21 protein-coding genes and 1 pseudogene are annotated in these 24,512 nt (G+C 52.1%); 9 read left to right on the top strand and 13 right to left on the bottom strand.

Annotation, left to right across the window (positions count from 1 at the left end):
* Positions 1–9 precede the first annotated feature (9 nt).
* The 4 genes from HQ393_RS09590 (at position 10) to HQ393_RS09575 (ending at position 4,533) form a co-directional block, all read left to right on the top strand.
* Complete coding sequence (locus HQ393_RS09590; RefSeq protein WP_179354995.1) at positions 10–2,616, top strand: hybrid sensor histidine kinase/response regulator; 2,607 nt, start codon at positions 10–12, stop codon at positions 2,614–2,616.
* A 75-nt stretch (positions 2,617–2,691) separates the two neighbouring features.
* On the top strand, positions 2,692–3,579 hold the full coding sequence (locus HQ393_RS09585) for a DMT family transporter (RefSeq protein ID WP_179354994.1): 888 nt from the start codon (positions 2,692–2,694) through the stop codon (positions 3,577–3,579).
* A gap of 12 nt (positions 3,580–3,591) precedes the next feature.
* Complete coding sequence (locus HQ393_RS09580) at positions 3,592–4,101, top strand: bifunctional adenosylcobinamide kinase/adenosylcobinamide-phosphate guanylyltransferase (RefSeq protein WP_179354993.1); 510 nt, start codon at positions 3,592–3,594, stop codon at positions 4,099–4,101.
* Positions 4,102–4,110: 9 nt separating this feature from the next.
* A complete protein-coding gene (locus tag HQ393_RS09575) occupies positions 4,111–4,533 on the top strand; it encodes an energy transducer TonB (protein ID WP_179354992.1) in 423 nt (140 codons plus the stop codon).
* Positions 4,534–4,572: 39 nt separating this feature from the next.
* Here HQ393_RS09575 and hisC read toward each other — a convergent pair whose 3' ends face one another.
* Positions 4,573–5,637, bottom strand: a complete 1,065-nt coding sequence (hisC, locus tag HQ393_RS09570; RefSeq protein ID WP_179354991.1) for a histidinol-phosphate transaminase — start codon at positions 5,635–5,637, stop codon at positions 4,573–4,575.
* Between the two features lie 404 nt (positions 5,638–6,041).
* Between hisC and HQ393_RS09565 the strand changes: the two genes are divergently transcribed.
* A complete protein-coding gene (locus HQ393_RS09565; protein ID WP_179354990.1) occupies positions 6,042–6,470 on the top strand; it encodes a MaoC family dehydratase in 429 nt (142 codons plus the stop codon).
* Between the two features lie 155 nt (positions 6,471–6,625).
* Here HQ393_RS09565 and HQ393_RS09560 read toward each other — a convergent pair whose 3' ends face one another.
* The 6 genes from HQ393_RS09560 to HQ393_RS09535 all read right to left on the bottom strand — a co-directional run bounded on the left by HQ393_RS09560 (position 6,626) and on the right by HQ393_RS09535 (position 12,144).
* Positions 6,626–7,966 carry a bifunctional enoyl-CoA hydratase/phosphate acetyltransferase gene (locus HQ393_RS09560; protein ID WP_179354989.1) on the bottom strand — a complete coding sequence of 447 codons (1,341 nt, stop codon included), beginning with the start codon at positions 7,964–7,966 and terminating at the stop codon, positions 6,626–6,628.
* A gap of 82 nt (positions 7,967–8,048) precedes the next feature.
* On the bottom strand, positions 8,049–8,816 hold the full coding sequence (gene fabI / locus HQ393_RS09555; RefSeq protein WP_179354988.1) for an enoyl-ACP reductase FabI: 768 nt from the start codon (positions 8,814–8,816) through the stop codon (positions 8,049–8,051).
* 226 nt (positions 8,817–9,042) lie between these two features.
* On the bottom strand, positions 9,043–10,368 hold the full coding sequence (locus HQ393_RS09550) for a sensor histidine kinase (protein WP_179354987.1): 1,326 nt from the start codon (positions 10,366–10,368) through the stop codon (positions 9,043–9,045).
* Positions 10,368–11,048 (bottom strand): response regulator transcription factor, encoded by a 681-nt coding sequence (locus tag HQ393_RS09545; protein ID WP_179354986.1) that lies wholly within the window; start codon positions 11,046–11,048, stop codon positions 10,368–10,370. The genes HQ393_RS09550 and HQ393_RS09545 overlap by 1 nt, the downstream gene beginning before the upstream one ends.
* Before the next feature lie 20 nt (positions 11,049–11,068).
* Positions 11,069–11,446, bottom strand: coding sequence for a hypothetical protein (locus HQ393_RS09540; RefSeq protein WP_179354985.1), 378 nt, complete (start codon positions 11,444–11,446; stop codon positions 11,069–11,071).
* An 89-nt stretch (positions 11,447–11,535) separates the two neighbouring features.
* Positions 11,536–12,144 (bottom strand): hypothetical protein, encoded by a 609-nt coding sequence (locus tag HQ393_RS09535; protein ID WP_179354984.1) that lies wholly within the window; start codon positions 12,142–12,144, stop codon positions 11,536–11,538.
* 260 nt (positions 12,145–12,404) lie between these two features.
* On the opposite strand from HQ393_RS09535, the gene HQ393_RS09530 reads away from it, so the two are divergent.
* The 4 genes from HQ393_RS09530 to HQ393_RS09515 all read left to right on the top strand — a co-directional run bounded on the left by HQ393_RS09530 (position 12,405) and on the right by HQ393_RS09515 (position 16,956).
* Complete coding sequence (locus HQ393_RS09530; RefSeq protein ID WP_246307871.1) at positions 12,405–13,199, top strand: ferritin-like domain-containing protein; 795 nt, start codon at positions 12,405–12,407, stop codon at positions 13,197–13,199.
* Between the two features lie 113 nt (positions 13,200–13,312).
* On the top strand, positions 13,313–14,590 hold the full coding sequence (locus tag HQ393_RS09525) for a voltage-gated chloride channel family protein (protein ID WP_179354983.1): 1,278 nt from the start codon (positions 13,313–13,315) through the stop codon (positions 14,588–14,590).
* A 4-nt stretch (positions 14,591–14,594) separates the two neighbouring features.
* The gene (locus HQ393_RS09520; protein ID WP_179354982.1) at positions 14,595–15,119 is read left to right on the top strand and encodes a hypothetical protein; all 525 of its coding nucleotides are present in this window, start codon (positions 14,595–14,597) and stop codon (positions 15,117–15,119) included.
* A gap of 292 nt (positions 15,120–15,411) precedes the next feature.
* On the top strand, positions 15,412–16,956 hold the full coding sequence (locus tag HQ393_RS09515; protein WP_179354981.1) for a M48 family metallopeptidase: 1,545 nt from the start codon (positions 15,412–15,414) through the stop codon (positions 16,954–16,956).
* Positions 16,957–17,335: 379 nt separating this feature from the next.
* Here HQ393_RS09515 and HQ393_RS09510 read toward each other — a convergent pair whose 3' ends face one another.
* From HQ393_RS09510 to cysG, 6 genes and pseudogenes are all read right to left on the bottom strand, one after another.
* Positions 17,336–18,919, bottom strand: a complete 1,584-nt coding sequence (locus tag HQ393_RS09510; protein WP_179354980.1) for a DHA2 family efflux MFS transporter permease subunit — start codon at positions 18,917–18,919, stop codon at positions 17,336–17,338.
* Positions 18,916–20,031 (bottom strand): HlyD family secretion protein, encoded by a 1,116-nt coding sequence (locus HQ393_RS09505; protein WP_179354979.1) that lies wholly within the window; start codon positions 20,029–20,031, stop codon positions 18,916–18,918. The genes HQ393_RS09510 and HQ393_RS09505 overlap by 4 nt, the downstream gene beginning before the upstream one ends.
* Complete coding sequence (locus HQ393_RS09500; RefSeq protein WP_179354978.1) at positions 20,028–20,663, bottom strand: TetR/AcrR family transcriptional regulator; 636 nt, start codon at positions 20,661–20,663, stop codon at positions 20,028–20,030. Before HQ393_RS09500 ends, HQ393_RS09505 begins: the two co-directional genes overlap by 4 nt.
* A gap of 172 nt (positions 20,664–20,835) precedes the next feature.
* Positions 20,836–20,928 (bottom strand): annotated as a pseudogene (locus HQ393_RS18110) (PEP-CTERM sorting domain-containing protein); the annotation flags it as partial.
* 1,094 nt (positions 20,929–22,022) lie between these two features.
* The gene (locus tag HQ393_RS09490) at positions 22,023–22,934 is read right to left on the bottom strand and encodes a DMT family transporter (protein WP_218871115.1); all 912 of its coding nucleotides are present in this window, start codon (positions 22,932–22,934) and stop codon (positions 22,023–22,025) included.
* A 92-nt stretch (positions 22,935–23,026) separates the two neighbouring features.
* Positions 23,027–24,418, bottom strand: a complete 1,392-nt coding sequence (gene cysG, locus HQ393_RS09485; RefSeq protein WP_179354977.1) for a siroheme synthase CysG — start codon at positions 24,416–24,418, stop codon at positions 23,027–23,029.
* Between the last annotated feature and the right edge of the window lie 94 nt (positions 24,419–24,512).

Below are 24,512 nucleotides of genomic sequence, written 5' to 3'. Positions count from 1 at the left end.
CGTATTAAAATGAAGCTCGAATCGGTACTGAATTTAACTGCATTGCTCGATGCCCAAACTTGGGATGTATTTGCCGAGCAGCTGGTCGATGCCGTGCGCACTTCGTTTGACGCCAAGCGTGTCTTCCTGATTTTACCTTCCGAAGAACAAACCCTGCTGGTGCACGCTCAATCTGTCATTGGTTTGCGTGCGCTGTGTTTTTCCGAGCCGCAAGACCCGAATGCTTTTTTTGGCATGGCCGTCGAAGAGCTATTGTGGCAATTGCGTGAGCCTGCTTTATCGGTGCGCCCAGTTGATTTCCAGGTGCAGGATATTTGGGAAGTCGAAGGCGACGATGTGCCAGAACTAGTACGCTGGATTTTACCGCTGGAATTTCATGGCAAATTGCGCGCGCTACTGTATGTTGAGCTTTCTGACGTTCTGCGCCTCAAATCCTATCTAGAAACTGCCTCATTTCGCGTTGAATGCGAAGCTTTGTCGGGCATGCTGGCCGATCGGATCGAAGCCTTATTAACGGGCACCGCGGTTGAGCGCGATGAAATGACGCGCCGCCTGCAAAGTAGCCTACAGCGCGCTGAAGAATACCGCGAGTTATTGCAAAAACTGCATGAGGTCACGCTGCGTTTAACGCAAACCCCCGACTTAGATACTTTGCAGCGTGAAACGGTTCGCGCGGCCATCACCGATCTTGGCATCGATCGTTTGGGTTTATTTACCGTCGACCTAGAAAAAAATCTGATGCTCGGTACTTATGGCACCGACAACGACGGCAATTTAACCGATGAACATTGGTATAGCTGTCCAACCCCGCAGCACCAGATTTTCCAGGCGGCAGCTGAAAAGCCGGGCGAAGTGATTGTTAAAGAAGACGCGCCCATTTATTACAATAAGGTCGTGGTCGGGCGGGGCTGGAATTCTCTCGTTGGCCTCTATGCTGATGGTATCCATTTGGGTTGGATGGCGGCTGATAATTTCTTGCATCGCCGCACTTTAATGCCGTATCAGCGCGAAGTGATGAAGCTATTTGCGGCGATTGTGTCGCAATTGATCCGCGCCAAAATGGTCGCGCAGGAAATGCATTTACTCAATGCTCGGCTTTCGCAGCAAACTGCCGCTTTGGCGCATGCGAAAGACGAAGCAGAAGCCGCCAGCACTGCCAAATCAGATTTTCTAGCCACCATCAGCCATGAAATTCGCACGCCACTTAATGGTGTGTTGGGCTTTGCTCAGCTATTAGCCGATACCAACCTCGATAAAGAGCAAAGTGAATACGTTGGCAATATTCGCAAGTCGGGCGATTCGCTGGTGCTGCTGGTCAATGATTTACTCGATTACTCGAAAATTGAAGCTGGGAAATTCGAGCTTGATGCTGATTTTTTCAATCTGCAAGAAGTACTCGAAGACTCGTGCAGTATGCTGGCCTCACGTGCGGTCGAGCGCCGTTTGGAGTTGGTCCTTGATATTGCGCCGATCTTTCCTGTGCGCTATTACGGCGATGGTTTGCGCTTAAAGCAGGTACTGGTTAATTTAATCTCGAATGCACTGAAGTTCACCGAGCGTGGCGGTGTCTATATCAGCGCCAATATTCAGGGCGCAATGATCGAGTTCCGAATTCGCGATACCGGCATCGGCATTGGGAAAGCGCAACAGGAAATGCTATTTCAGCGTTTCTATCAAGCGGATTCAAGCTCGACCCGTCGCTATGGTGGCACGGGGCTAGGGCTGGCCATTTGTAAATTGATGCTCGAATTAATGCACGGCGAGATTCGGGTTGATTCGGATTTAGGCCAAGGCTCGACGTTTATTGTGCGCTTGCCTATCGGCAAAGACGACACGATCCGTCCGCGCGTGTTGCCGACGCTGGCGGCGCTCAACGGCAAAAAAGTCGCTTGGCTGGGGTTGAGTGATTGGACTGCGCCTTGGGCAAAGCGCACCTTATCGGCCTCGGGGGTGGTGTGGCTAGATCTGAATAATGCCAGTCTGGATGAAGCCGATCTGATTATTGTGGATGAAGATTTACGTCTGCCTACGCGGCTTTCACGTGCTTGCCCGATGTTGGTACTCGGTTGGCAAGCGCCCAGTGGCCATGCAGCTTCCGCCAGCAAATGCTATGTTGCCAAACCGGCCTTATCCGAAATCGGCCTCATACGCGATTTGAAAAAATTATTTGAAATTCAGCCTACACCTGCGCCGGCTCGTCCTGCCAATTTGCGTTACCAAGGGCATGTGCTGGTGGCGGAAGATAATCCGATGAATCAGCGCGTTGTCAGCGCCTTTTTGCGCAAACTGGGCTGTTCGGTCACGATTGCGCATAGCGGCAAAGAGGCCGTAGAGCTGACGCAAACTGGGCAATTTGATTTGATCCTGATGGATTGGCAAATGCCGGAAATGGACGGCATCGAAGCCACGCGCATCTTGCGCGCACAACAACAATTTGAAAATCTGCCCATTATTGCGCTTACCGCCAATGCTTTTGAAAGCAGTGAGCAGCAATGCCTTGAAGCCGGGATGGATGGCTTTTTGGCCAAACCACTGGAGTTTTCTCGTCTGCAAGACACACTGGCCTATTATTTGGCCGAATGTGATGACGATGAAACCTGTGATCAAGGCGCTTAATTAGGGAAAACGCAGGGCGGCAAAAGGCGTGAACTGCAGTATGCTTGACGCTCGCTTTTTGCTGCTGTGAATCCAATGAATTCCAAACTCAAAGGCCATTTACTGGTCCTCTTTTGCGTCCTGGTTTGGGGCGTGACTTTTGTATCCACCAAAATCTTATTGCAATGGCGCAGCCCAGTTGAAATTGCGCTCGATCGTTTTGTGCTCGCCTATGTGCTGTTGCTGGCGATTCACCCGGTACTCAAGCGACCTCAGTGGCGCGAAGAGCTGTATTTCTTTGGCTTAGGGCTGTTTGGCGTTACGCTGTATTTCCTGACTGAAAACATCGCGCTGCAATACACGCAGGCATCCAGTGTTGGGCTGTTGGTGTCGTCTGCGCCGCTGCTGACGGCATTTTTTGCCCATTTTACGACGCACGATGAAAAGCTCAGTGCGCGGCTGATCATAGGCTCGCTGGTCGCGCTGGCGGGCGTCGCGCTGGTGATGTTTAACGGCAGCATTATTCTGAAACTCAATCCGTTGGGCGATATTCTGGCGCTGTCGGCCGGGGCGGCCTGGGCCGTGTATTCTTTGATGCTCAAGCGGGCAGGGCAACGCTACGGTTATCTATTTTTAACCCGCCAAGTGTTTTTCTACGGCATTCTGACGCTGATTCCTGCCGCCATCGTGATGGATTACCGCATGGATTTAGCCTTGTGGCTCAATCCGATTCAGGGCGTGAATATGGCTTTTCTTGGCATTGTCGCCTCGGCGCTGTGCTATGTGGCGTGGAATAAAGCCGTCGGGATCATCGGCGCGGTGAAGGCCAGTAACTATATCTACATTATCCCGATGATTACGATGTTGACCGCGGTGATCATCCTAAAAGAGCGGATTACTCTGGTTGGCGCTGCAGGTGCCAGCTTGATCTTGCTAGGGGTATATTACGCAGAGCACGGTCTGAAATTGCCTACAAGCAAATAGGTAGGGGAGTATATGCAGCTGATTGTGGTAACGGGAGCGCAAAAATCAGGCAAAAGCCGCTACGCCGAAGCGCGAGCGCTCGCTATGTCTGATCGCCCCGCGTATCTGGCGACTTCGCGCGTGTGGGACGATGATTTCGCCGAGCGCATTGCTCGCCACAAGTCATCGCGCGACGCGCGCTGGGTCAATCTCGAACACGACGTTGATCTGGCCGCGCATGGTTTTGACGGCGAGGTGATCGTGCTCGATTGCATTACGCTGTGGCTGACCAATCTATTTACCGACTGCGGCTACGACAGAGACGCGACGTTGGCAGAAGCAAAAGAACGCTGGCAACAACTTGATTCGCTCACGCCACAAACGGTGATCGCGGTGGGCAATGAAATCGGCTGGAGTCTGCACGCCGAAACGCAAATGGGCCGCCATTTTGTCGATCTGCATGGCAGCTTTATGCAGTACATCGCAGCGCAAGCGAACGAAGTCGTGCTGATGGTGGCGGGGCTGCCGTTGAAGGTGAAGTGATCAGATTAAATGCAATTAGTCCAAAAACAATACTTAGCAATAGCAGCAATAGCTGGCTGTTTGTTGGTAAGCTTCACGTTTTCATTTGCAGGCGAATGGGTTCAAACCATCAAGCCTGAAGCTCATGAAGTGGTCGTAATTAAGCCGCCAGAGCCTGTTATTTATCCCAAAATATCCCGTGATCTGGGCGAGAGTGGGCTAGTCAGGGTTGAGCTGCTTGTCGGAGTCGATGGTTTGGTATTGGAGGCGCGCCCGATTACATCTGGCTTCGCGCGCCTAGATAGAGCATGTGTGAATTCGGTATCGCAAATGGCATTTAAGCCATTGTTGCGTGATGGCCAAGTGTCTCGATTCAAGATCATCGTGCCTTGTCGGTTTATACTAAAGTCACTGGATTCGGTTGCATCGGCCATGGAAAAACAAACAAAATAAGGGCGCTGAGCTAGCGGTCAACCCCCTTATTTTCATCCTCTATTGCAGAATATCGCTGAGCGCGCTCACCAGCGCCGCGCACTCCGCATCCGTACCAATCGAAATCCGCAGGAATTGATCAATTCGGTTTTGTTTAAAGTGGCGAACCAGAATCGCGCGTTCGCGCAATGCTTGCGCCAGCCCAGCGGCATCGCGCTGGGGATGACGAGCAAACACGAAGTTGGCCTTGGATGGTAGCACTGAAAAACCCAATTCGCTGAGTTGAGTTGTCAGGGTATCGCGGCTGGCATTAATTGCTGCGCAGGTTTGCTCGAAATACCCCTCGTCTTCAAACGCGGCTACCGCGCCAGCTAGCGCCACGCGATCAAGCGGATAGCTATTAAAACTGTTTTTGACTCGCTCCAAACCAGCGATCAAATCAGGGTGGCCAACGGCAAAGCCAACGCGTAGGCCCGCGAGCGAGCGCGATTTCGACAGGGTTTGCACGACCAGCAAATTGTCGTAACGATTGACGAGGCTGATCGCGCTGTTGCCGCCAAAATCAACGTAGGCTTCATCGACCACGACGATCTGATCGGGATGCGCTTGCAGCAACGCTTCAATCGTCGCCAGCGGCAATAAAATGCCGGTCGGTGCATTGGGATTGGGGAAAATAATCGCGCCACCATCGCTGTAATCGGCAGTGTCGATTTCAAAAGCTTCATTGAGCGGAACGGGGCGATATTCAATGCCATACAGGCCGCAATACACTGGATAAAAGCTGTAGCTAATATCAGGAAACAGCAGCGGTTTATCGTGTTTCAGAAGCGCCTGAAAGGTGTGCGCCAGCACTTCGTCCGAGCTGTTGCCGACAAAAACATTCGCGCGCGCAATGCCATCGGCCTGATGGTAGGCCGCAATCGCGTCTTTCAGTACGTCGCCATTTGGGTCTGGATAGAGTCGCAGATGGTCATTCACCGCCGCCTGCATTGCCGCAATCGCTTTGGGCGAAGGGCCGTATGGATTTTCGTTGGTGTTCAGTTTGATCAGATTGGTGATCTTAGGCTGCTCACCCGGTGTGTACGGAGTGAGGGTGTGTACAACAGGGCTCCAGAAGCGGCTCATTGGCTTTCCTTGAATGCGGTCGTTGGACTTGAGGCGAAGATTGATTTTACCAAGCTCAGCCCTTGGCGGCAAAAGCATCTGGCGGCGCAATGTCGCACGCAGTGATTGTGACCTTGTGCCTGCTGGGGGCGGACAGAATGACAATTCGATTAAATCTGCATGCTTTGAAATGGGAATATGTTGCAGTGCAACTAATTTTGCTGTTGATGGCGTATGATGGAAAAACGCTTGATTTTTCAATGCCATGTAACGAGTTACTCGCGCAGTGAACTCGTCATTATGCACATCATCAAGCGTTGGCCATTCGTGTTTCACTGGCCCAAGGACGGGCAGCTAGGGTTCGACGGCTCGATTGATCGTAGCCAGTATGCTGCTTTATTTTGCTGCACAATTGGAGTGAAAAAATGCCGTATTACTTTGAAGATTTAGCTGTTGATCTCACTGCTGAATATCGTAAAACCTTAACCGAAACCGATGTCGTACTTTTTGCCGGCCTCACCGGCGACAATAACCCGATGCACATTGATGCTGAGTTTGCCCATCAAACCCGCTTTGGTGAGCGCATCGTGCACGGGATGCTGACCGCGAGTTTTTTATCCACCGTCATTGGTATGCACCTGCCTGGCCCAGGTTGTATTTATATGGCGCAAAATATCCGCTTTGTTCATCCCGTTCACATTGGCGAAACGGTTAGCGCCAGAGCGCGCGTGGCGGAGATTTATCCCGAAAAACAAAGAGCCAAATTGATTACAGAATGTTGGGTGCGTGATGTCATGGTATTGTCGGGCGATGCCTTGGTTTGGGTGCCCAAACGCCCTGTGCAATCGGCTTAACTCGTCCGAGCTCAACCCATGAATGGGAAATAATGGCCGATTGTTTTGCGGTCAGTTGGGCCGTGCTTGCGCAGTGGTGAAGCGAAGAAAAGTACGATTATTACCCTAGTGCCGTGCACTTAAGCCAAGTGAACGGCACTATCACTTTGCAATTTTTATTTCATTGCATGGGCGACTAATACCATGACAGCGGCTGAGGCGAGGCGGGTTTTGACATCATCGGCCCGGCTGGTCAGCACAATCGGCACACGTGCGCCAAGGACAATCCCGGCAGAATCAGCCGCGGCAAAATAACTCATCTGCTTGGCCAACATATTGCCCGCTTCAATATCAGGCACCACCAGAATATCGGCTTGCCCGGCGACAGGGGAGTTGATCTTTTTGGTTTTGGCCGCGGCCATCGAGATGGCGTTATCAAAGGCCAGTGGTCCATCGAGAATGGCACCATGAATTTGCCCGCGATCGGCCATTTTGCACAGCAGCGCTGCATCCATGGTTGACGGCATTTTATCGGTCACCGTTTCGACGGCTGAGAGCAGCGCCACTTTGGGGCACTCAATTCCCAGAATGTGCGCCAGATCAATCGCGTTTTGTGTGATATCGACTTTATCGGTCAGATTGGGTGCGATATTGATCGCCGCATCGGTGACGAGTAAGGCACGCTCATAAGCGGGCACGTCCATCACAAAGACATGGCTAATCCGGCGTGCGGTACGTAAACCGGTGGCCGAGCACATCACTTCAGACATCATCTCATCGGTGTGCAAACTGCCTTTCATCAGCGCTTGCGCTTCGCCAAGGCGACATAATTCGACCGCTTTGTGCGCCGAGGCGTGGCTATGCTCAGCGCCGACAATGCGTACGCCTGTGAGCGAGATGCCTTCGGCTTGAGCTACGGCGCGAATTTTCGCCTCGGGGCCAACCAGAATCGGAATGATTAAATTTTCTTGTGCAGCTTGCATTGCACCAAGCAAGGAGTCGCGATCGCAGGGGTGAACTACGGCGGTGGGAACGGGGGCGAGTTGATCGGTTTTCTCACGCAAATGCGCAAAAACGTGATGTGCGCGCAGCGTAAATTGCGGCGCTTCAGCGTATTCGCTTTTTTGGCTCGTCGTCGGCGCGATCACGTAAATGGGGCCCGTACAGAGTTGAATGCCGTGTTGATTTTCGCAGTTGGCCTCTAGTACCACGAGGTTACGCGCTTCATCTTTACTGCTTACGGTCAGGGTGAGCGACAGGATATCGTCTTGTTCAACCCAGCCTTGCGATTGCAATTGATGTTCTTGGATCAGTGAGCCGGGGCCCGGGAAGGAATTAATGGCCGTGGCAGTGAGAAACAAGAATATACCCGTGGCGGGTACCTTCACCAAACCGTCTATTTCAAACTTTCCTGCCATCATACCTAGCATATCGATGTCGCTGCGGCGAACGAGATGCTGGCGGTGATAGTGCTGGCCGATTTTGAGATCGGCAAAGAGTAGGTTTTCTGCGCTCATGATTTTTCCTTAATGCACGTATTCAAATACAGGCACCGCAGCGAATAAAATCGCTGCAGCAGGAGTCAATCGGCACTGCGAGTTAAGCAATAATATTCATGCCGCCATCAATGTAAAACGTTGAGCCCGTCAGCCGTTTTGCGCCTTCCGAGCACAGGAATGCGGCGGCGGCGCCAACGTCGTCGATATCGACTAATTCACGCATCGGGGCGTGTTGCGACGCTTGCGAAAGCAGGGCGTTAAATTCGGGAATACCGCTGGCGGCGCGCGTCATAATCGGGCCCGGCGATACGGCATGGACGCGAATTTTTTTGCTGCCCAACTCATTGGCCAAATAGCGCACGCTGCATTCGAGCGCGGCTTTTACTGGCCCCATGACGCCATAGTTTTGCACGACTTTTTCCGCGCCCAAATAACTCATGGTCAGCAAGGTGCCGCCCTGAGTCATCAGTGGCTCGGCCAATTTGGCCATGCGGATAAACGAGTGGCACGATACATCCATCGCCAGTGCAAAACCTTCTGCCGAGCTATCAACCACGCGGCCGTGCAGATCGTCTTTGAGCGCAAACGCAATGGAGTGCACGCCAATATCGAGCCGGCCCCAGGTTTTCTGGATTTGCTCAAACACCGACTCTAAATCACCGTCTTCCTGCACATTACATTTGAGCAAAATAGCGGGTTCGAGCTCTTCAATGAGCGGCGCAATAAAATCTTTGGTTCGATCGGTTTGATAAGTAATGGCCAAATGCACGCCTTGCGCCTTTAAGGCTTTGGCGACGCCGTAGGCGATGGAATTGGCATTGGCCATGCCAACGATGAGTGCAAATTTACCAGCGAGGGGTTGAGTCATTTTTTGCCTCTACAATCGATATGAATAATCATGATGCCGATTCAGAGTGGCCTGCGCCAAACAAGTGAAAGGGCAGAAAAGATAACGCATTACTAAGTCACTGAGATGATACGCAGCCAGATGCAGGCGCCGCAATGTAATGTTGCACTGCGGTAATTATTCCATCCTAAACCTTTATTTTGTGCGTCGCAACATAAGGGCGGCAAACGGAGTGGCTGCGATAGGTTTAACTGGCTAGTTGCAGGGTAGCCATAAAGCCTGGCTCTGCATTGCGTAAGATCAGATGTCCGCCATGTAGCTCGGCGATGGCTTTGACGAGCGCCAATCCTAGGCCGTGGCCTGCGCTATTGCGGCTGGATTCGGCTTTGAAAAACGGCTCGCTTAAACGGTCAAGATCGCTTTGCGCCACACCCTGCCCATAATCGCGCACCGTGATTGCTTGGGGGCTAATCAACACATCAATCTGACTTTGGCCATAGCGATTGGCGTTTTCAATCAGATTGCACAGCGCAGCAAAAATCAGCTCTCGATCAATGGCGATGATGCAGTGCTCACCCGATAAGGTGAGGGTATGGCCTGCGTCCTCGATCAGTGGTTGGTAAAGCTCAACGACATCTTCGGCCAGCACTTTCAAATCGATCGTTTCGAGCTGCAAGGCCTGCGCGCCTGACTCCAAGCGACCTAAGCGCAATATCGCGGAAAACATGGCTAAAATTTGATCGAGTTGCGCTAGGGCTTCTTGTTTAACCAGCACATCCTGCTGTGGTTCAGTACCTATTTCAAGCAGCTTGCCGCGCAAGAGCGATAAGGGTTGGCGCAAATCATGCGCGATCGCCGATGAGCTTTGGCGCGCATAGGTCAGGAGTTTTTCTTGCTGATCGAGCAGGGCATTGAGCTCGACAATGACGCCATCAATTTCATCGTTACTGCCCGCCAGTGCAATTCGCGATTGCTGATGACCCAGTCGGATCGTATTGGCGGTGTGGTGAATCGCAGCGAGGCGTTTTTGAATGGCGCGTGAGAATAACAGCCCGGCGGCGGTGGCGCTAAACAGCATCAGGGCGCACAGCCAGAGGTAATTTTGAATCAGGTGGCGGGCAACTTGCTCATGAATCGCACGGCGACCAACCAGAAGTTGATTGTCGCCATACAGCAAGATGACCTCGGCGGCGACTTTCTCGCCGGTCGTGGGGTCGATAAATGTGGCTTCCGCATCATCGCGGATGGGTACGTTGCGAGGCCAGATTTTTAAATTGCCAGCAATGTATTCGCCTCTGGCGTTGGTGAGCAAATACACACGCTGCGTTTCATCCTGATGGGCGCGGCGATCGATTGATTTTTTGAGTGCTGTAAATCCTTCTTCTCGGTACAAGAGCTCGAGATTTAAAACTTCTTCGCGTAGGGCGGTTTGAAACTCATTGATTAGCGCGCGCTGGGTTTCCCTAAAGGCCAAGACCCCGAAAATGGTGACGACGATGCACATCAGCAGCGGCATGATGATGGCCCAGCGAGTAAATGGGCTGCGCACCATCGTGTGCCACGAACGGGTCATCACTTCTCGCCCATGCGATAGCCTGCGCCGCGGACGGTATGCAAAAGTGGACGGGGCTGGTCGCCATCGATTTTCGCGCGCAGTTTGCTCATGTGCACATCGATGACATTGGTATTGGGGTCGAAGTGATAATTCCATACCCCTTCGAGCAACATCGTGCGGGTTACCACTTGTCCGGCATGACGCAACAAAAACTCAAGTAATTGATATTCGCGCGGCTGCAAATCAATCAGCTTCCCCGCGCGACGCACTGTGCGAGCGAGGCGGTCGAGTTCCAAATCGGCAAGCTGTAACTTGGATGTGTCGGTCGTGCTAGCCATTTGTGAGCGGCGGGTAATGACTTCGATGCGCGCTAATAATTCGGCGCTATGAAAAGGTTTACTGAGGTAATCATCTGCGCCGGCTCGTAAGCCCTCGACACGATCGTCGGGCTCGCCCAGTGCAGATAACAATAAAATAGGGGTTTTGTTGTCCGAGGCGCGCAGCGTGCGCAAAATCGTTAGGCCATCGACCAGGGGAAGCATCCGATCGAGCACGATCGCATCGTAGTTTTCGGTTGTCGCCATAAATAGGCCTGTGCGGCCTTCTGCTGCGTGATCGACCGTATGGCCGCCTTCTTGCAATGCTTTTTGCGTGTATTGAGCCTGTTGCAGTTGATCTTCAACCAATAAAATCCGCATCGTAAGCTGTCCAAGAAGAGTTAGGGCTTATTGTTACCTTTTACGCCATGCACTTCAATCGGAATAATCTGATTGCCTGGCAGTGTATGGTCGGCATTGCTGGGTAATGGGGTAATGCTTAACAAATGACAAGGATCTGGCTGCGCAGGAAAAATACGCTGCTGAGTTTTGAATCGCCCATGATCAGTCAGCAGATTCAATTTACCTTCAGCGGGCAAGGCTGGGCAGCTTGCGCTGGTACTTAAACGCCATACTTCTTCTTTTCCCAACCACAAATCAAATTGGTGGGCATTAATCGAGCGCCAGTACATATGCTCTGATTGACGTAACTGTGTCCGTTCAACGGGGGGCGTTGTGACGGTCAGTAACGCAAATAACAAGCTAGAGCTAAGTAGCATAAGTGACTTCCATTTGGAGAAAAAAAAGCCTTGCTGTAGGGACAGCAAGGCGAATGGAGGTTGTTGACGCTTTACATCCAGTGAAACAATTACTTAGCAGCAGCTTTAGAGGCCGCAGATGCTTTTTTAGCTTGCGCTTTTTGAGCAGCAGAAGCTTTAGAAGCGTGAGATGCTTTTTTAGCTTGAGCTTTCTGAGCAGCAGAAGCTTTAGAAGCGTGAGATGCTTTTTTAGCTTGAGCTTTCTGAGCAGCAGAAGCTTTAGAAGCGTGAGACGCTTTTTTAGCTTGAGCTTTCTGAGCAGCAGAAGCTTTAGAAGCGTGAGACGCTTTTTTAGCTTGCGCTTTTTGAGCAGCAGAAGCTTTAGAAGCGTGAGATGCTTTTTTAGCTTGCGCTTTTTGAGCAGCAGAAGCTTTAGAAGCGTGAGATGCTTTTTTAGCTTGTGCTTTTTGAGCGGCAGAAGCTTTAGAAGCGTGAGATGCTTTTTTAGCTTGTGCTTTTTGAGCCGCAGAAGCTTTAGACGCGTGAGACGCTTTCTTAGCTTGAGCTTTTTGTGCTTCAGGCGCTTTTTTCACTGTTTTTTTAGCGGTGTGGTGAGCGTGGTGAACGCCTTTAGCTGGAGATACAGATTGTGACGCAAAAGCAGAAGCGCCAAATACAGTCAAAGCTGCAGCCAATACGATGTGTTTCATTGCTTTCATGACATAACTCCAAGAGGTGAGATCCGAGATCCAACTTGTGCTGAATCTTTACGGTGAGGCCATTATGGCTAGGGCGAGTTATGCGGGCGCTGAAGGCTAGGTTAAGGATAATTAATATTCAACTTCCTATGCTGCATACCAACTGGGTGTGGAGCAAAGGCTTTGAAGCCATCTAATCGTATCCTTATTCGCCGCCATACCCTTGCCAGTTACTGGTGAGGGGTGAATACTTCGGCTCTTGATTATTACGGAAGAGCATCGTGTTTGCAGCCGCCTTTGCCGCCCTGATGGCGAACGATATTGAACAAAAAATCGCCTTGCTGGCCGACATTCAAATCCCCGCCACCTTGCCCGAGCTTGCTGCGCAAACGGTTTCGCCCATCGTCGTGGTTGAGTCACCCGGCCGCCCTGCCAAACCCGAATTAATTCCGCCGACGCAATTGCCACGTCGCCGCAATCTGGGCGTGGCCGAAAATCGCGCCGCATTGCTTCACGCCTTTGCACATATTGAATTTAACGCCATCAATCTGGCGCTGGATGCCATTTACCGTTTTCGCGACATGCCGCTGGCCTACTACGCCGACTGGTTGCAGGTGGCTCGCGAGGAGGCTTATCACTTTAATTTGCTGCGCGAACATCTCAATACACTGGGTTTTGACTATGGCGATTTTCCCGCGCACAACAGCCTGTGGGAAATGGCCGTGCGCACCGATGCTGATGTGATGGCGCGCATGGCCTTGGTGCCGCGCATTCTGGAAGCGCGCGGGCTCGATGCCGTACCGCCGATTCAGGAAAAGCTCGCCGCAGTCAAAGACGCGCGCGCGGTGGAAATTCTCGACATCATCCTGCGCGACGAAATTGGCCACGTGCGCATCGGCAATCGCTGGTATCACTGGTGCTGTGATCAACGTGGGCTCGAGGCCATCCCTACTTTTGTGGCCTTGCTGCGCGATTACGATGCACCCGTGTTTCGCGGTACGCTCAATCATCTGGCACGCATTGAGGCTGGATTTAGCGAGGAAGAAATGGTTTTGATTGAGTCGATTAAGCAATAAATCATATCGATTGCGTTGCCATTCACGTGGCTGCCGTTTCGCAATATTTGGAACTCCAAAAGCGAATTGAAAGCCAGTGCTAAAATGCCTCTTCAAATTTCCTTCGGATACCTATGTCCACCTCGACCGATTACTACCGCCAAGTGGCGAAAGATTTATTGCTGTGGTTGCCGCTGGCCTCGGTGGTGGGCGTGTTGGGCGGCGGGGCTGCGGCGATTTTTTTGGCGGCGCTGCAATGGGTGACTGAGACGCGCGTGGCGCATCCACAGCTCATCTGGGGTTTGCCGATCGCGGGTTTTGTCGTGGGCTGGCTGTATTTACGCTTTGGCAAGGACGTCGAAGCGGGAAATAATTTATTAATTGATGAGATACACAATCCCAAAGCGGTCATTCCGCTGCGCATGGCACCGCTGGTGCTGTTTGGCACGCTTGCGTCGCATCTGTTTGGCGCTTCGGTCGGACGCGAGGGGACGGCAGTGCAGATGGGCGGCGCACTGGCCGATCAACTCACGCTGATCACAAAGCGCAATCAAAGCGATCGGCGCGTCTTGCTGATGGCGGGGATAAGCGCAGGTTTTGCTGGTGTGTTTGGCACGCCGCTGGCGGGGGCGGTGTTTGGCGTAGAAGTGCTGGCGCTGGGCATGATGCGCAATAACGCGCTGCTGCCGTGTTTGATCGCGGCGTTTGTTGCTGATTTTACCGTCAGCGTGCTGGGCGGATTCTTGGGAGTCCACCATACGCATTACAGCATTGGTGCTGTGCCCGAATTTAGTCTGTGGCTGGGTTTGATGGTACTGATCGCTGGTGCCATCTTTGGTGGCGCGGGTAAATTATTTGCCGACAGCACGCATTGGCTGGGTAAGCAGTTCAAACGCATTCAGTATGCGCCACTGCGGCCAGTACTCGGTGGGAGTATCTTGGCGCTGGTGGTGATGGTGTTTAGTGCCGAGCGGTATATCGGTCTCGGTATCCCTGTCATCGTCGAGGCATTTCAACAACCGCTGAGCTGGGCTGATGCGCCATTAAAACTCGTCTTTACGGTGTTTTCCTTGGGCGCGGGTTTTAAGGGCGGCGAAGTGACGCCACTGTTTTTTATCGGAGCAACGCTGGGTAATGCGTTAGCGCCCATCTTGGATATGCCGTTTCCGCTACTTGCCGGGCTGGGATTTGTCGCGGTATTTGCTGGTGCAACCAATACTCCGCTGGCTTGCACCTTGATGGCGATTGAGCTGTTCGGCGCACCGATAGCGCCTTTTGCGCTATTGGCCTGCACGATGGCACACCTCTGCTCAGGCCATAGCGGAATTTACAAAGCACAGCGGATGGGCTCCGGTAAAGGAAGGCCAATAGACCCTGAGCAAGCAAAAACTCGGCTAGGGGATTGGACTTAGTGCAATGGAAAAGCTAGCAAGATTGACAACCTTTCTACCCAATTTGAAAAAAGCACTCTGGATTTCGGGTGTTGTTGTAGCCTGCATTACAGCCCTTTACTTCGTTTCGGGAATGTTTTTTATTGTGACTCCCGATGTATTTCTCGGTGTGATGCTACGTTTAAGTGTGCCGATTTTGTTGCTGGTCATGTTTTATTGTGGTCAGTTGTTTTTTGCCGCATTCATCACTGCGGCTTACATATTCGTATTTCTGATGCAGTTTATTGTCGCGCATGATGCGGCTAATCGCATTTATGAGTCGGTGAGTGAGCGGAGTTTTTATGATGCTTATTCATTTGCTTGTGAACCAGTGCTACTTTCAACGTGTATCGGAGTTCGATTACGACAAGCAGATTATCAGCAGTTTATCTCCCAAGCGCAGCGCAATAGCTGCCAATTTCTAAACGGCAAAAGAAGTGCTGATGCTCAGTTTCAACACTTGGTCATTTCTAAGGAACAGCTACTCAATTGCAATAATCACCAAAATTAATGCAAAGATTATTTCGCGGAACGGCTCTTGAATAAATCGAACCGTTGATGGTGGCGGGGAAAGTAAGAGTGCTGATCAAATTCGATGCAACGACGCGCTTATCTGATTGGAGAAAGTCTTAGATACGGTGCAGGGGTATTGGCCTTGATCTAAATTGTTTGTTGATCTGCTAGGGTATACATCGCTCTGCTTCGTGTTGCATATTTGCGGATGTCATCTTTTATTGCTCTTCAATCATAATTAATTAAGTTACAGTTTTAGTCATTAAAACACGATAATTATGTGGTGCAATATGGATGATCCGGCTTACGAGCATTTGCTGCTGGGCTTGCAGGCTCAAGCCGAGCGACGGCCGATTTTGTTTCGCGCTAAAGTCATTCTTATCAGCGCTGCGGCCTATTTGCTGTTATTTGCATCGCTGATTTTGCTGGGCTTGTTACTTTTCTGGGCGTTTTCTACCTGGCAGCAACGCCATTCTGTGATGCTGCTCCTGGCCTTGCTGGGGATGGCGGCCAGCATTATTCCGGTGCAATGGATTGTGATTAAAATGTTCCTGACGCGGCTACCTAAGCCCGAAGGCATTGAAATTCATGCCAAAGACGCGCCGAAATTATTTCACGTACTCAGTCAGCTGCGCCGCCAGCTCAAAGGCCCCGCGATCGATCATGTATTAATTACCGATGACTTTAATGCTGCGATTTATCAGCGAGCTAAAGCGGGGCTGTTTTTCGGTCATCGCAATTATTTAATGCTCGGTTTACCCTATTTAATAGGTATGGCACCGAAAGAAATGTACGCGACTTTGGCGCATGAATATGGCCATATTGCGGGTAGTCACGGCAAGTTGGGGGCTTGGATTTATCGTCAGCGTCGCACTTTTGGTGCCTTGCATGAGCACACAGAAGCCAACCGTGAAGACGACACCATTAATCGGCTTTTTGCGCATTTGCTGGCGCAATTTGCCTATTATTTCAACGCCTATACCTTTGTGCTCTCCCGCGAAGAGGAATATCAGGCTGATGCGGTTGCCACGCGTTTGGCCGGTAGCTTGCATAATAGCCATAGCTTGATTCGCGGTGATTTGCTCGCCCGTTGGTTGCGCGAAGACTTCTGGCCCAAATTATATTCGCAAGCCAAAACCCGCGAAAAACCCGCATTTATGCCCTATACCGCGATGCCCATGGCCATCAAAGCGGCGCGAGACGAATGGTCAACCTTGCCACGTTTGCGCTCTGCATGGGCACAAAATTCGGACTTGCTAGATACCCATCCTTGTTTGCGCGACCGTGTACTGGCCGCAGGTGAACGTTGTGAACTGCCTGCGCAGATCAAGCAAAGCGCCGCCGACTATTTTCTCGGCTCGCAGGCAGCGGTCTTGAGTAAGAAAATGGATGAACAGTGGTGGCAAAAAGAGCAAAAAGAATGGCAGCAATACTATCGCCAGCGCAGCCGAGCTTTGGAAAAAATAGCGCAATTTGGCCAGCAAGCGCTGGGCTCTTTAGCCGTCGGTGAGGCGCAGGAATACGCGGTTTTACTGCACGATTATGAATCCGCAGCAGCGGCGAAAGAAGTACTGGAACATCTGCTGCAAAGGTCTGGGGAAAAATACCCTAAGCCGATGTTTTTGTATGGCCGCATTTTGCTGGATGAAGGCAATCGGCGCGGCTTAGATTATCTGGCCGATGCAGTACGGCTCGCACCGGCGATGTTTGATGAGGCGGGTCAGCTGGCTTATCGTTGGCTGTATCACAATGAAAACGAGTCTGCCGCGGAAGAATGGATTGTCCAGCTAGGTGCAGCGCTGGATAATGCTGCGGTCGAAATCGACCGGCAATAATCTAAGCAGCCAGTTGATGATCGATGTGAATTGGGCATGTTCTCAATACGTGTTGATGATGGTTTAAGTGCCTTCGGCACTCTGTTTTACAGTCGCAATCCGCGACGGGGACCTACTTCTCTTGCTTCGCCAAGAGAAGTAGGCAAGAGAAGGCGCCCCGGGCGAAAAGCGCTCCGCGCTGCCCTTGCTTCGTCGTGAGCCAAACGATAAAGCCGTTCGTCTCCCTCCTCGCCGCGGTTTTCGCTACACGGGAATTCAAGCCCCAGATCGAATAGCGCACTCCGTATCAACACAAATTGGGAACATTGCCTGTGAATTATAGGTATATGCCTGAAGACCTTATTAAAATTGATTTTCAGGCATATACCAGTGATAAATTTCAGTGAGCCGCTGCATCAGCAGAAGCGCGCACCTTGGTTTTCTTCATAAACACCAAGAGCGGTAAAACCGAAATCATCGCAAAACCAAACAGCATAAATAGATGCTCGTAGGCGAGCATTAAGGCTTGCTTGCTGACAATCTGCATCATTAGCGCATTGGCCGCTTGCTCGGCAGCTGCGGCTGGCGTGCCGCTACCCAGTAGCATATTTTTCAGCCCCGCCAAACGCTCCATTGCCGTATCGCTACCCAGATTTTCCAGCAAAACATCGGTGTTGATGTGCGCGAATTTGGTTGCGAATGTCGCCGACAGAGCGATACCCACACTACCGCCAAGCTGGCGCGTCAGGTTGTAAAGCCCGGTTGCGCTGCCGATCTGGGTCGGCGCCAAATTGGCCATCGACAGGCTATTGAGCGGCATAAAAATCATCCCCAGCCCGATCCCACGCACAATCAGCGGTAACATAAAATCGCTGATGCCCGATTGCGTGGTGAAATGGTGATGCATCCACATAGAATACAAAAAGATGCTCGCACCCAATGTAATCAGCAGTCGTGGCGGCATGCCGCGATCAACCAGCTTGGCCGAAATCGGCATCGTTAAGCCCGAAGCCAGCGCTGAAGGCAGAATCAGCAAACCCGTCTGCCACGCGGTGTAGCCCATCAGCGTTTGGGCGTAGACGGGGAAAATAAATACGGTAGAAAAAAGCGACGCGCCGAGCAAAAAGGTAATCGCCAGCCCGGCCGAAAATTGCCCGTCTTTGCACACGCGCAGGTCAACCAGCGGATGATCATGCTCCAATTGGCGAATGATAAACGCGCCAATCGCACCGATGCTGAGCACCGTGTAGGTCACGATTTCCCACGAATCAAACCATTCCAGTTTTTCGCCGCGTTCGAGCAAAAGTTGCAGCGCGCCAATGCCGCTGGCCATCAGCAAGAGGCCAACAAAGTCGATGTGCGTCACCGCCTTTCGCAGCTTGGAGTCCGGCACATACAGCAGCGTGAGCAGCAGCGCGCCTAGCCCCAGTGGCAGATTGATATAGAAAATCCACGGCCAACTGTATTGATCGGTGAGCCAGCCGCCAACGGTCGGCCCCAGCATCGGCCCGAGCATAATGCCCATGCCGAAAATCGCCATCGCCGTGCCCATTTCTTTGGCGGGGAACACTTCAAACAGCGTCATTTGCGCGGTCGCAATTAGCCCGCCGCCGCCCAAGCCTTGCACAATGCGCCAGAACACCATTTCGGGTAACGATGTCGCGTTGCCGCAAGCAATCGACGCGACAATAAATAGCGCAATCGACAACACCAGATAATTGCGCCGGCCAAATAAATTACCCAGAAAGCCCGAAATTGGCAGCACGATGACATTGGCCACGACGTAGCCAATCGATACCCAAGTAATTTCATCCAGCGTCGCGCCCAAGCTACCCATCATGTGTGGGATCGCGACATTCACAATGCTGGTATCGAGCAATTCGAGCACGCAAGCGAGCGTTACCGTCATCGCAATAATGTAGCGATGCTGGTGGATGCTCGCGTCGTCTGTCGAGCGCGAGAGGGAAGGGAGGATGGATTTCATTTCTGAGCGGTTTTCAAATCAATCATTACATCCACCGACATGCCGGGGCGAATATTGGCGTTCGCTGGCAAGGGGTCGAGCTTGATTTTGACCGGCACGCGTTGCACGACTTTGGTGAAGTTACCCGTCGCATTGTCGGGCGGCAGCAGCGTAAAGCGCGCACCCGTTGCGCCGCTGAATGAATCAACCACGCCGCTGATTTTCAAATCGGTATTCGCATCGAGCTTGATTTCGGCTTTTTGCCCGGGGCGAATTTTGCTGATTTCGGTTTCTTTGAAATTGGCCACCACCCACAGATCGCCATCCTGCACCATATACATCAGCGTTTGGCCCGCTTGTATCATCTGGCCTTCGCCGACGTTTTTCTTACTGATAATCCCGGCAGTCGGCGCTTTCACTTGAGTATCGATCAACTGATTTTTGGCTAAGGCCAATTGCGCCTCTGCAGCCAAAGTTTTGGCTTCGGCGGATTTTAGCCCTGCGCTTGAAACGGCCACTTGCTGGCGCGCAGCATTGCTTTGCTCGGCGCTGGCGTGCTGCTGTGCAGTTAGCGTTTGTACTTTGGCTTCGGCTACATCGAGAGCCGTTTGCGCTGCGTCGAGCTGGGCTTGGCTGACCATTTTTTGCGCCGCAAGTTCTTGCGAGCGTTTCAAATCATTGCGTGCTTTGCTGGCATTGGCGCGTGCTTCGGCAATCGCCAATTGTGCGGCTTGGCCTTGCGCTGCGGCTGCCGCAGCATTGGCGCTGGCGGCGCTGATCTGCGCCAAAGCCTGCCCCGATTGGCCAGTTTGCCCAGACACGCTTTGCGCATTGCGCCAATCGGCTTCGGCCAACGCGACGCGTACGATGTAATCGCGCGGGTCAATTTCAACCAAGGTGCTGCCAGGGGCAACGTGGTGGTTGTCTTCGACTTTAACCGATTTCACGTAGCCGCCAACGCGGGCCGAAATCGGCACAATATGCGCTTCAACCTGCGCGTTGTCGGTACTGACGTGCCCGCTCGACCACCAGATGCGGTAGCCGATGGTTGCGGCGGCAACGCCTAAAATTAGCACCAAAATCAATCGGCCTTTGGCCTGTTTTTTAGGTGCGTTCTCGATCGCTTCGCTCATTGTTTATTCTCCGGTGTGGCCAGCAGGCCACGCAATAAAACGTCAATTTGTATTTCGGCGTACTGCATCAGCTCCAAGGGCTGGGCATCGAGATGGCCGTAGGTGTGGCGCCAGATATTGGCCATGAAAATCGGCGCAATCACAATGCGGGGCATATGCTCCAAATCCATTTCGCGGAATTCTTGGCGGGCAATACCCTCGGAGAGTATCTGGCGGATGGCGCGATGCATGGGCTGCACGACTTCGTCGTTATAAAACGCCGCCAGCTCGGGGAAATTGCCCGCCTCGGCGATCATCAATTTGGAAATGCTGCCATTGCATTCATTCAAGGCTTGCGCCATGCCGCGCAACACATAGGCAAGGCAATCGGCGCGACTGCCTGCAAACTGGTTCGCCGCTTCGTTCATCTTGGCCAAATTGGGCAAAACGCGCTCTTGCACTACGGCTTTAAACAGCGCTTCCTTGCTGGGGAAATACAGATAAACCGTCCCCTTGGTGACGCCGGCGGCGATAGCCACTTCGTCGATCTTGGTCGCGGAAAAACCTTTTTGATGAAAAAGCTGCAAAGCCGCCTCGATAATCTCGCTGGGGCGGGCTTCTTTGCGGCGTAAATTGCGTGGTGCTTCGGACATGATCTGGATCTTTACTTAAATAACTGACTGGTTAGTTATTTAATCGCCAAGCGAGATGCATGTCAAATGAATTCTGATTTAAAAAGGGCCGCGTAGGGTCTGGCCGATCGGCGGCAGCGAGCGCAAGAAAAAAGCCCGCAGCAGCGGGCTTGGGGCTTTAGAGTGGCGCAGATTACTTGGCCAATTTACGGCGGCGCGCAGCGAGCAAACCGACCAGACCCATGCCCATCAAGGCGTAGGTTTCTGGCTCTGGAACTGGAGCGGTGCTGATCGTGCGCCATTCTTCGCCATTGGTCTCGGAAATAATTTTCTGCGTCCACGTTCCGGCATTAATACTCAAATTGATATTGCCCTTATTAAAGCGTGACGCGTCAATCACAAAGCTAAATGAGGTTGGGTCAGATGACAAAGCGTGTTGAGTTTGGCCAAATGTTGAATAGTTAGCAGTGCCATTCCACATGCTAACGCTTTCATTAAAACCGGTGAAAGAGCTATTCATATCAATATCAGCTACGGGGCGCTGATTACGCTTGTTGATCAGGGTTGCATCAAAGCTGTTATAGGCGTTCACCGAGCCATTCAAAAAGTTGGGCAGATTCGGTACATCTTTCGCTTTATCATTGAGCTGGAACGTACCCGAAAACATCAACGAGCCCGAACCTGATGCGTCATACAGATAAAGGCCAGCATTAATGTTTAGGCTAGTTTGATCAAATACTTTGGTGTAATTCACAAAACGTTGCTGGGTCTCAATGACATTACCCACTTGGCGAGTGCGTAAATTTGCGGCGCCTGTTTGCTCGATGGATCCTGTTTCTTTAATGCGGATGGCGGAGTAGTTGCTGTTCGCCCAAGGTGCATACGGGATTTCGATCTGCTCTGTTGCTTGGGTGGCAGGGTTGTATTCATATTTGTAATTTTTTGGCAGGTGGAAATCACCTGATGCTTCAGCATGCAGATTGCTGAAATCGACAAAATTCTGCACTGAGCCGAAGTCTTGGATCACTTCATAAGTGAAAATATTGGCGTGAGCATGTAAAGACATGCTCGCGATCAAGGCTGCTAGTAATTTATTGGTGCGGTTCATCAGACTCTCCTAATTTGGCGCTTGGTTTGGTGTAATTAAGCGGTAAGCAATTGGAGATTTTAGCGATGAACGATGGGTAAATAAAACTTGATTTGGAAGAATATGACGAGCGGTTAATTTATATATGACTTGATAATTAATTAGAATATTCTTATTTGGTGTAATTTAATGATTTTATGATGGTTTATTTAGAAAAGATATTCAGTTTCAAAGCAGATGCAATCAATGATAGTGAGCTCAACGCAACAGGAATATCAGTGAATCATTAAATTCTAGCGTGATTTAATTATGCTAAGTTTGAAACCCGTCACTAAAGCTGTGCCTAGCAAAATAATCATTGCGCCAATCAGGGTATTGCCACCAATGTGTTCACCCAAAAATAGCGCGCCCCACAATACGCCAAACAAGGGGATTAAGAAGGTGACGGTTAGCGTCGATGCTGCGCCGATTTCGCGCACGAGGCGGAAATAGAGTAAATACGCCACACCAGTACACAAAATCGCCAAGCCTGCGATGGCGAGCCAAACGGTGGGTGGTGGTGTGCTGACGGGCTGGCTGCTAACAAACAGAGGAAGTAGAAACAAGCTGGCGCCCCACATACTGCCGTTGGCAACTTGGAATGGCGCGATGTGGCTGGCTTTGAGTTTGGTATAGGCGCTGGCGATGCCGTAGCACAGCGTGGCAGACAGACAGGCCACGATGCCCAAGGTCGCGCCGGGTTTGTCGATGATGTGGTCAAAGCCAAGCAGCACCGCAACGCCACTCATGCCGATCAGCAGACCTAGCCCGACTTTGAAACTCGGCATTTTGCGCACGATCAGCGCCATAATCACCGCGCCCCAGATCGGCGCGGTGGCGTTCAAGATAGCCATCATCGACGCATTTAATGTGCGCGCAGCAAAGCCATAGGCCAAAAAAGGCAGGGCGGTATTCAATAGGCCGAGGGTTAAATATTCGCGCCAATGTTTGAATGCAAATGGCTGCTTTAATATTTGAGCCACGAGCGCGAGGAATACGGCGGCCAAACCGATGCGTGCGCTGATCAGCCAAATGGGCCCCAGACTGGGTACGGCGATGCGCATAAATAAAAACGATGCGCCCCAGATGGCGGCGAGCAAGATCAAACGGCAGGCATTGGCGAGATTCATGGCGAGCTTTGGTGGCGGCAATGCCAGATTGTGCATTGCGCCGCCGCATATTGGCTAGCGGTGCCTGCTGTGGTATTTCCCGCATTGCTGCGCTGGCGATTTTCACCGCCAGCGCTTGAGCTAGCAGATTAGTGTCGCCAGTTCAGTTGCTCGTGCAGTTTCACTACGTCACCAATAATCAGTAAGGCAGGCGGTTTGATGTGTGCGGCGCTGATTTGCTCGGCCAGATTGCTCAGGTTGGCAATCACAACGCGTTGCTGCGCGGTTGTGGCGCGCTCGATAATGGCAACGGGGGTATCGGCTGATCGACCATGTCCAATAAGCTGCTCAGCAATATACCCGGCTTGCGCAACGCCCATATACACGACCACCGTTTCGCTCGGATTGACCAAACGTGGCCAATCGAGCTCGAGTTTATCGGCGTCGCTCTCGGTCGCGCGGCGATGACCGGTCACAAAGGTGACCGATTGCGCGTAATCGCGGTGCGTTAGCGGAATACCCGCGTAGCACGATGCGCCAGCCGCCGAGGTGATGCCGGGAACGACTTCAAACGCAATCTCGGCCGCCGCCAGCTCGGCAATTTCTTCGCCACCACGACCAAAAATGAAAGGATCGCCGCCTTTGAGGCGCAGTACTTTTTTGCCTTCCTGCGCCAGACGCACCAGCAACAAATTGATTTCTTCCTGCGGCAGCGCGTGATTGCTTGATTTTTTGCCAACGTAAATACGCTCGGCATCGCGGCGTACCAGCTCCATGATTTCTTTGGACACCAGATTATCGTAAACGACCACATCGGCTTGCTGCATCAGACGCAGCGCGCGGAAAGTGAGCAGGTCTGGGTTGCCCGGCCCGCTACCCACCAGATATACCGCCCCACGTATCGGCTGCTGACCCTTTTCTAATGCTTCGGTCAGGGCAATACGTGCGGTTTCAACCTGGCCGGAGAAGACTTGATCGGGTATCGGCCCCGCCAGCACGTTTTCCCAAAATTCACGCCGTGCGGCGGTGTCAGGGAGTTTTTCTTTCGCTAAACCGCGCAGATCGCTACCCAATTTGGCCAAGTCGCCCCAGCCGTGTGGGATCATCGCTTCGAGCTGCGCGCGCAAATGCCGCGCCAAGACGGGCACACCGCCGCCGGTGGACAGCGCAATCGTCAGCGGTGCGCGATCGACAATCGCTGGCGTGATAAAGCGGCTGTGCGCCGGATCATCGACCGAGTTCACCAAAATACCCGCTGCTTCGCAGGCGACAAACACGGCTTGATTCACGCTGGCGTGATCGGTGGCGGCAATCACGAGGCGTTGCCCCGCAATGTGCGAGAGTGAAAACTCAGTAGGGCGCCAATGGACTTTGCCATGTTTGACCATTTCGCGCATTTCATCGCACAGCTCGGGCGAGACTACGGTGATGTCTGCACCTGCCGCGGCCAATAGACGCATCTTGCGCACGGCGATATCGCCACCGCCGACAATCATGCATGGCTGCTGTTTGAGATTAATAAAAAGCGGAAAGTAGTCCATGGTATTCACCTGCTCAGTAAGGTGGCTATTGTCGCTTGTTCTATGGGTTTTGCGCAGGCTAATTCGTGCATTTTTTTGATTTAAGTCGATTGTG

Source organism: Chitinibacter bivalviorum (genome assembly GCF_013403565.1).
In the GTDB taxonomy this organism is placed as follows: domain Bacteria; phylum Pseudomonadota; class Gammaproteobacteria; order Burkholderiales; family Chitinibacteraceae; genus Chitinibacter; species Chitinibacter bivalviorum.
This window is presented reverse-complemented; position numbering and strand designations above follow the sequence as displayed.

Coding starts and splice junctions, on each gene's coding strand:
- HQ393_RS09590 (WP_179354995.1), top strand. CDS start 10: ATGAAGCTCGAATCGGTACTGAATTTAACTGCATTGCTCGATGCCCAA.
- HQ393_RS09585 (WP_179354994.1), top strand. CDS start 2,692: ATGAATTCCAAACTCAAAGGCCATTTACTGGTCCTCTTTTGCGTCCTG.
- HQ393_RS09580 (WP_179354993.1), top strand. CDS start 3,592: ATGCAGCTGATTGTGGTAACGGGAGCGCAAAAATCAGGCAAAAGCCGC.
- HQ393_RS09575 (WP_179354992.1), top strand. CDS start 4,111: ATGCAATTAGTCCAAAAACAATACTTAGCAATAGCAGCAATAGCTGGC.
- hisC (WP_179354991.1), bottom strand. CDS start 5,637: ATGAGCCGCTTCTGGAGCCCTGTTGTACACACCCTCACTCCGTACACA.
- HQ393_RS09565 (WP_179354990.1), top strand. CDS start 6,042: ATGCCGTATTACTTTGAAGATTTAGCTGTTGATCTCACTGCTGAATAT.
- HQ393_RS09560 (WP_179354989.1), bottom strand. CDS start 7,966: ATGAGCGCAGAAAACCTACTCTTTGCCGATCTCAAAATCGGCCAGCAC.
- fabI (WP_179354988.1), bottom strand. CDS start 8,816: ATGACTCAACCCCTCGCTGGTAAATTTGCACTCATCGTTGGCATGGCC.
- HQ393_RS09550 (WP_179354987.1), bottom strand. CDS start 10,368: ATGACCCGTTCGTGGCACACGATGGTGCGCAGCCCATTTACTCGCTGG.
- HQ393_RS09545 (WP_179354986.1), bottom strand. CDS start 11,048: ATGCGGATTTTATTGGTTGAAGATCAACTGCAACAGGCTCAATACACG.
- HQ393_RS09540 (WP_179354985.1), bottom strand. CDS start 11,446: ATGCTACTTAGCTCTAGCTTGTTATTTGCGTTACTGACCGTCACAACG.
- HQ393_RS09535 (WP_179354984.1), bottom strand. CDS start 12,144: ATGAAAGCAATGAAACACATCGTATTGGCTGCAGCTTTGACTGTATTT.
- HQ393_RS09525 (WP_179354983.1), top strand. CDS start 13,313: ATGTCCACCTCGACCGATTACTACCGCCAAGTGGCGAAAGATTTATTG.
- HQ393_RS09520 (WP_179354982.1), top strand. CDS start 14,595: ATGGAAAAGCTAGCAAGATTGACAACCTTTCTACCCAATTTGAAAAAA.
- HQ393_RS09515 (WP_179354981.1), top strand. CDS start 15,412: ATGGATGATCCGGCTTACGAGCATTTGCTGCTGGGCTTGCAGGCTCAA.
- HQ393_RS09510 (WP_179354980.1), bottom strand. CDS start 18,919: ATGAAATCCATCCTCCCTTCCCTCTCGCGCTCGACAGACGACGCGAGC.
- HQ393_RS09505 (WP_179354979.1), bottom strand. CDS start 20,031: ATGAGCGAAGCGATCGAGAACGCACCTAAAAAACAGGCCAAAGGCCGA.
- HQ393_RS09500 (WP_179354978.1), bottom strand. CDS start 20,663: ATGTCCGAAGCACCACGCAATTTACGCCGCAAAGAAGCCCGCCCCAGC.
- HQ393_RS09490 (WP_218871115.1), bottom strand. CDS start 22,934: ATGCACAATCTGGCATTGCCGCCACCAAAGCTCGCCATGAATCTCGCC.
- cysG (WP_179354977.1), bottom strand. CDS start 24,418: ATGGACTACTTTCCGCTTTTTATTAATCTCAAACAGCAGCCATGCATG.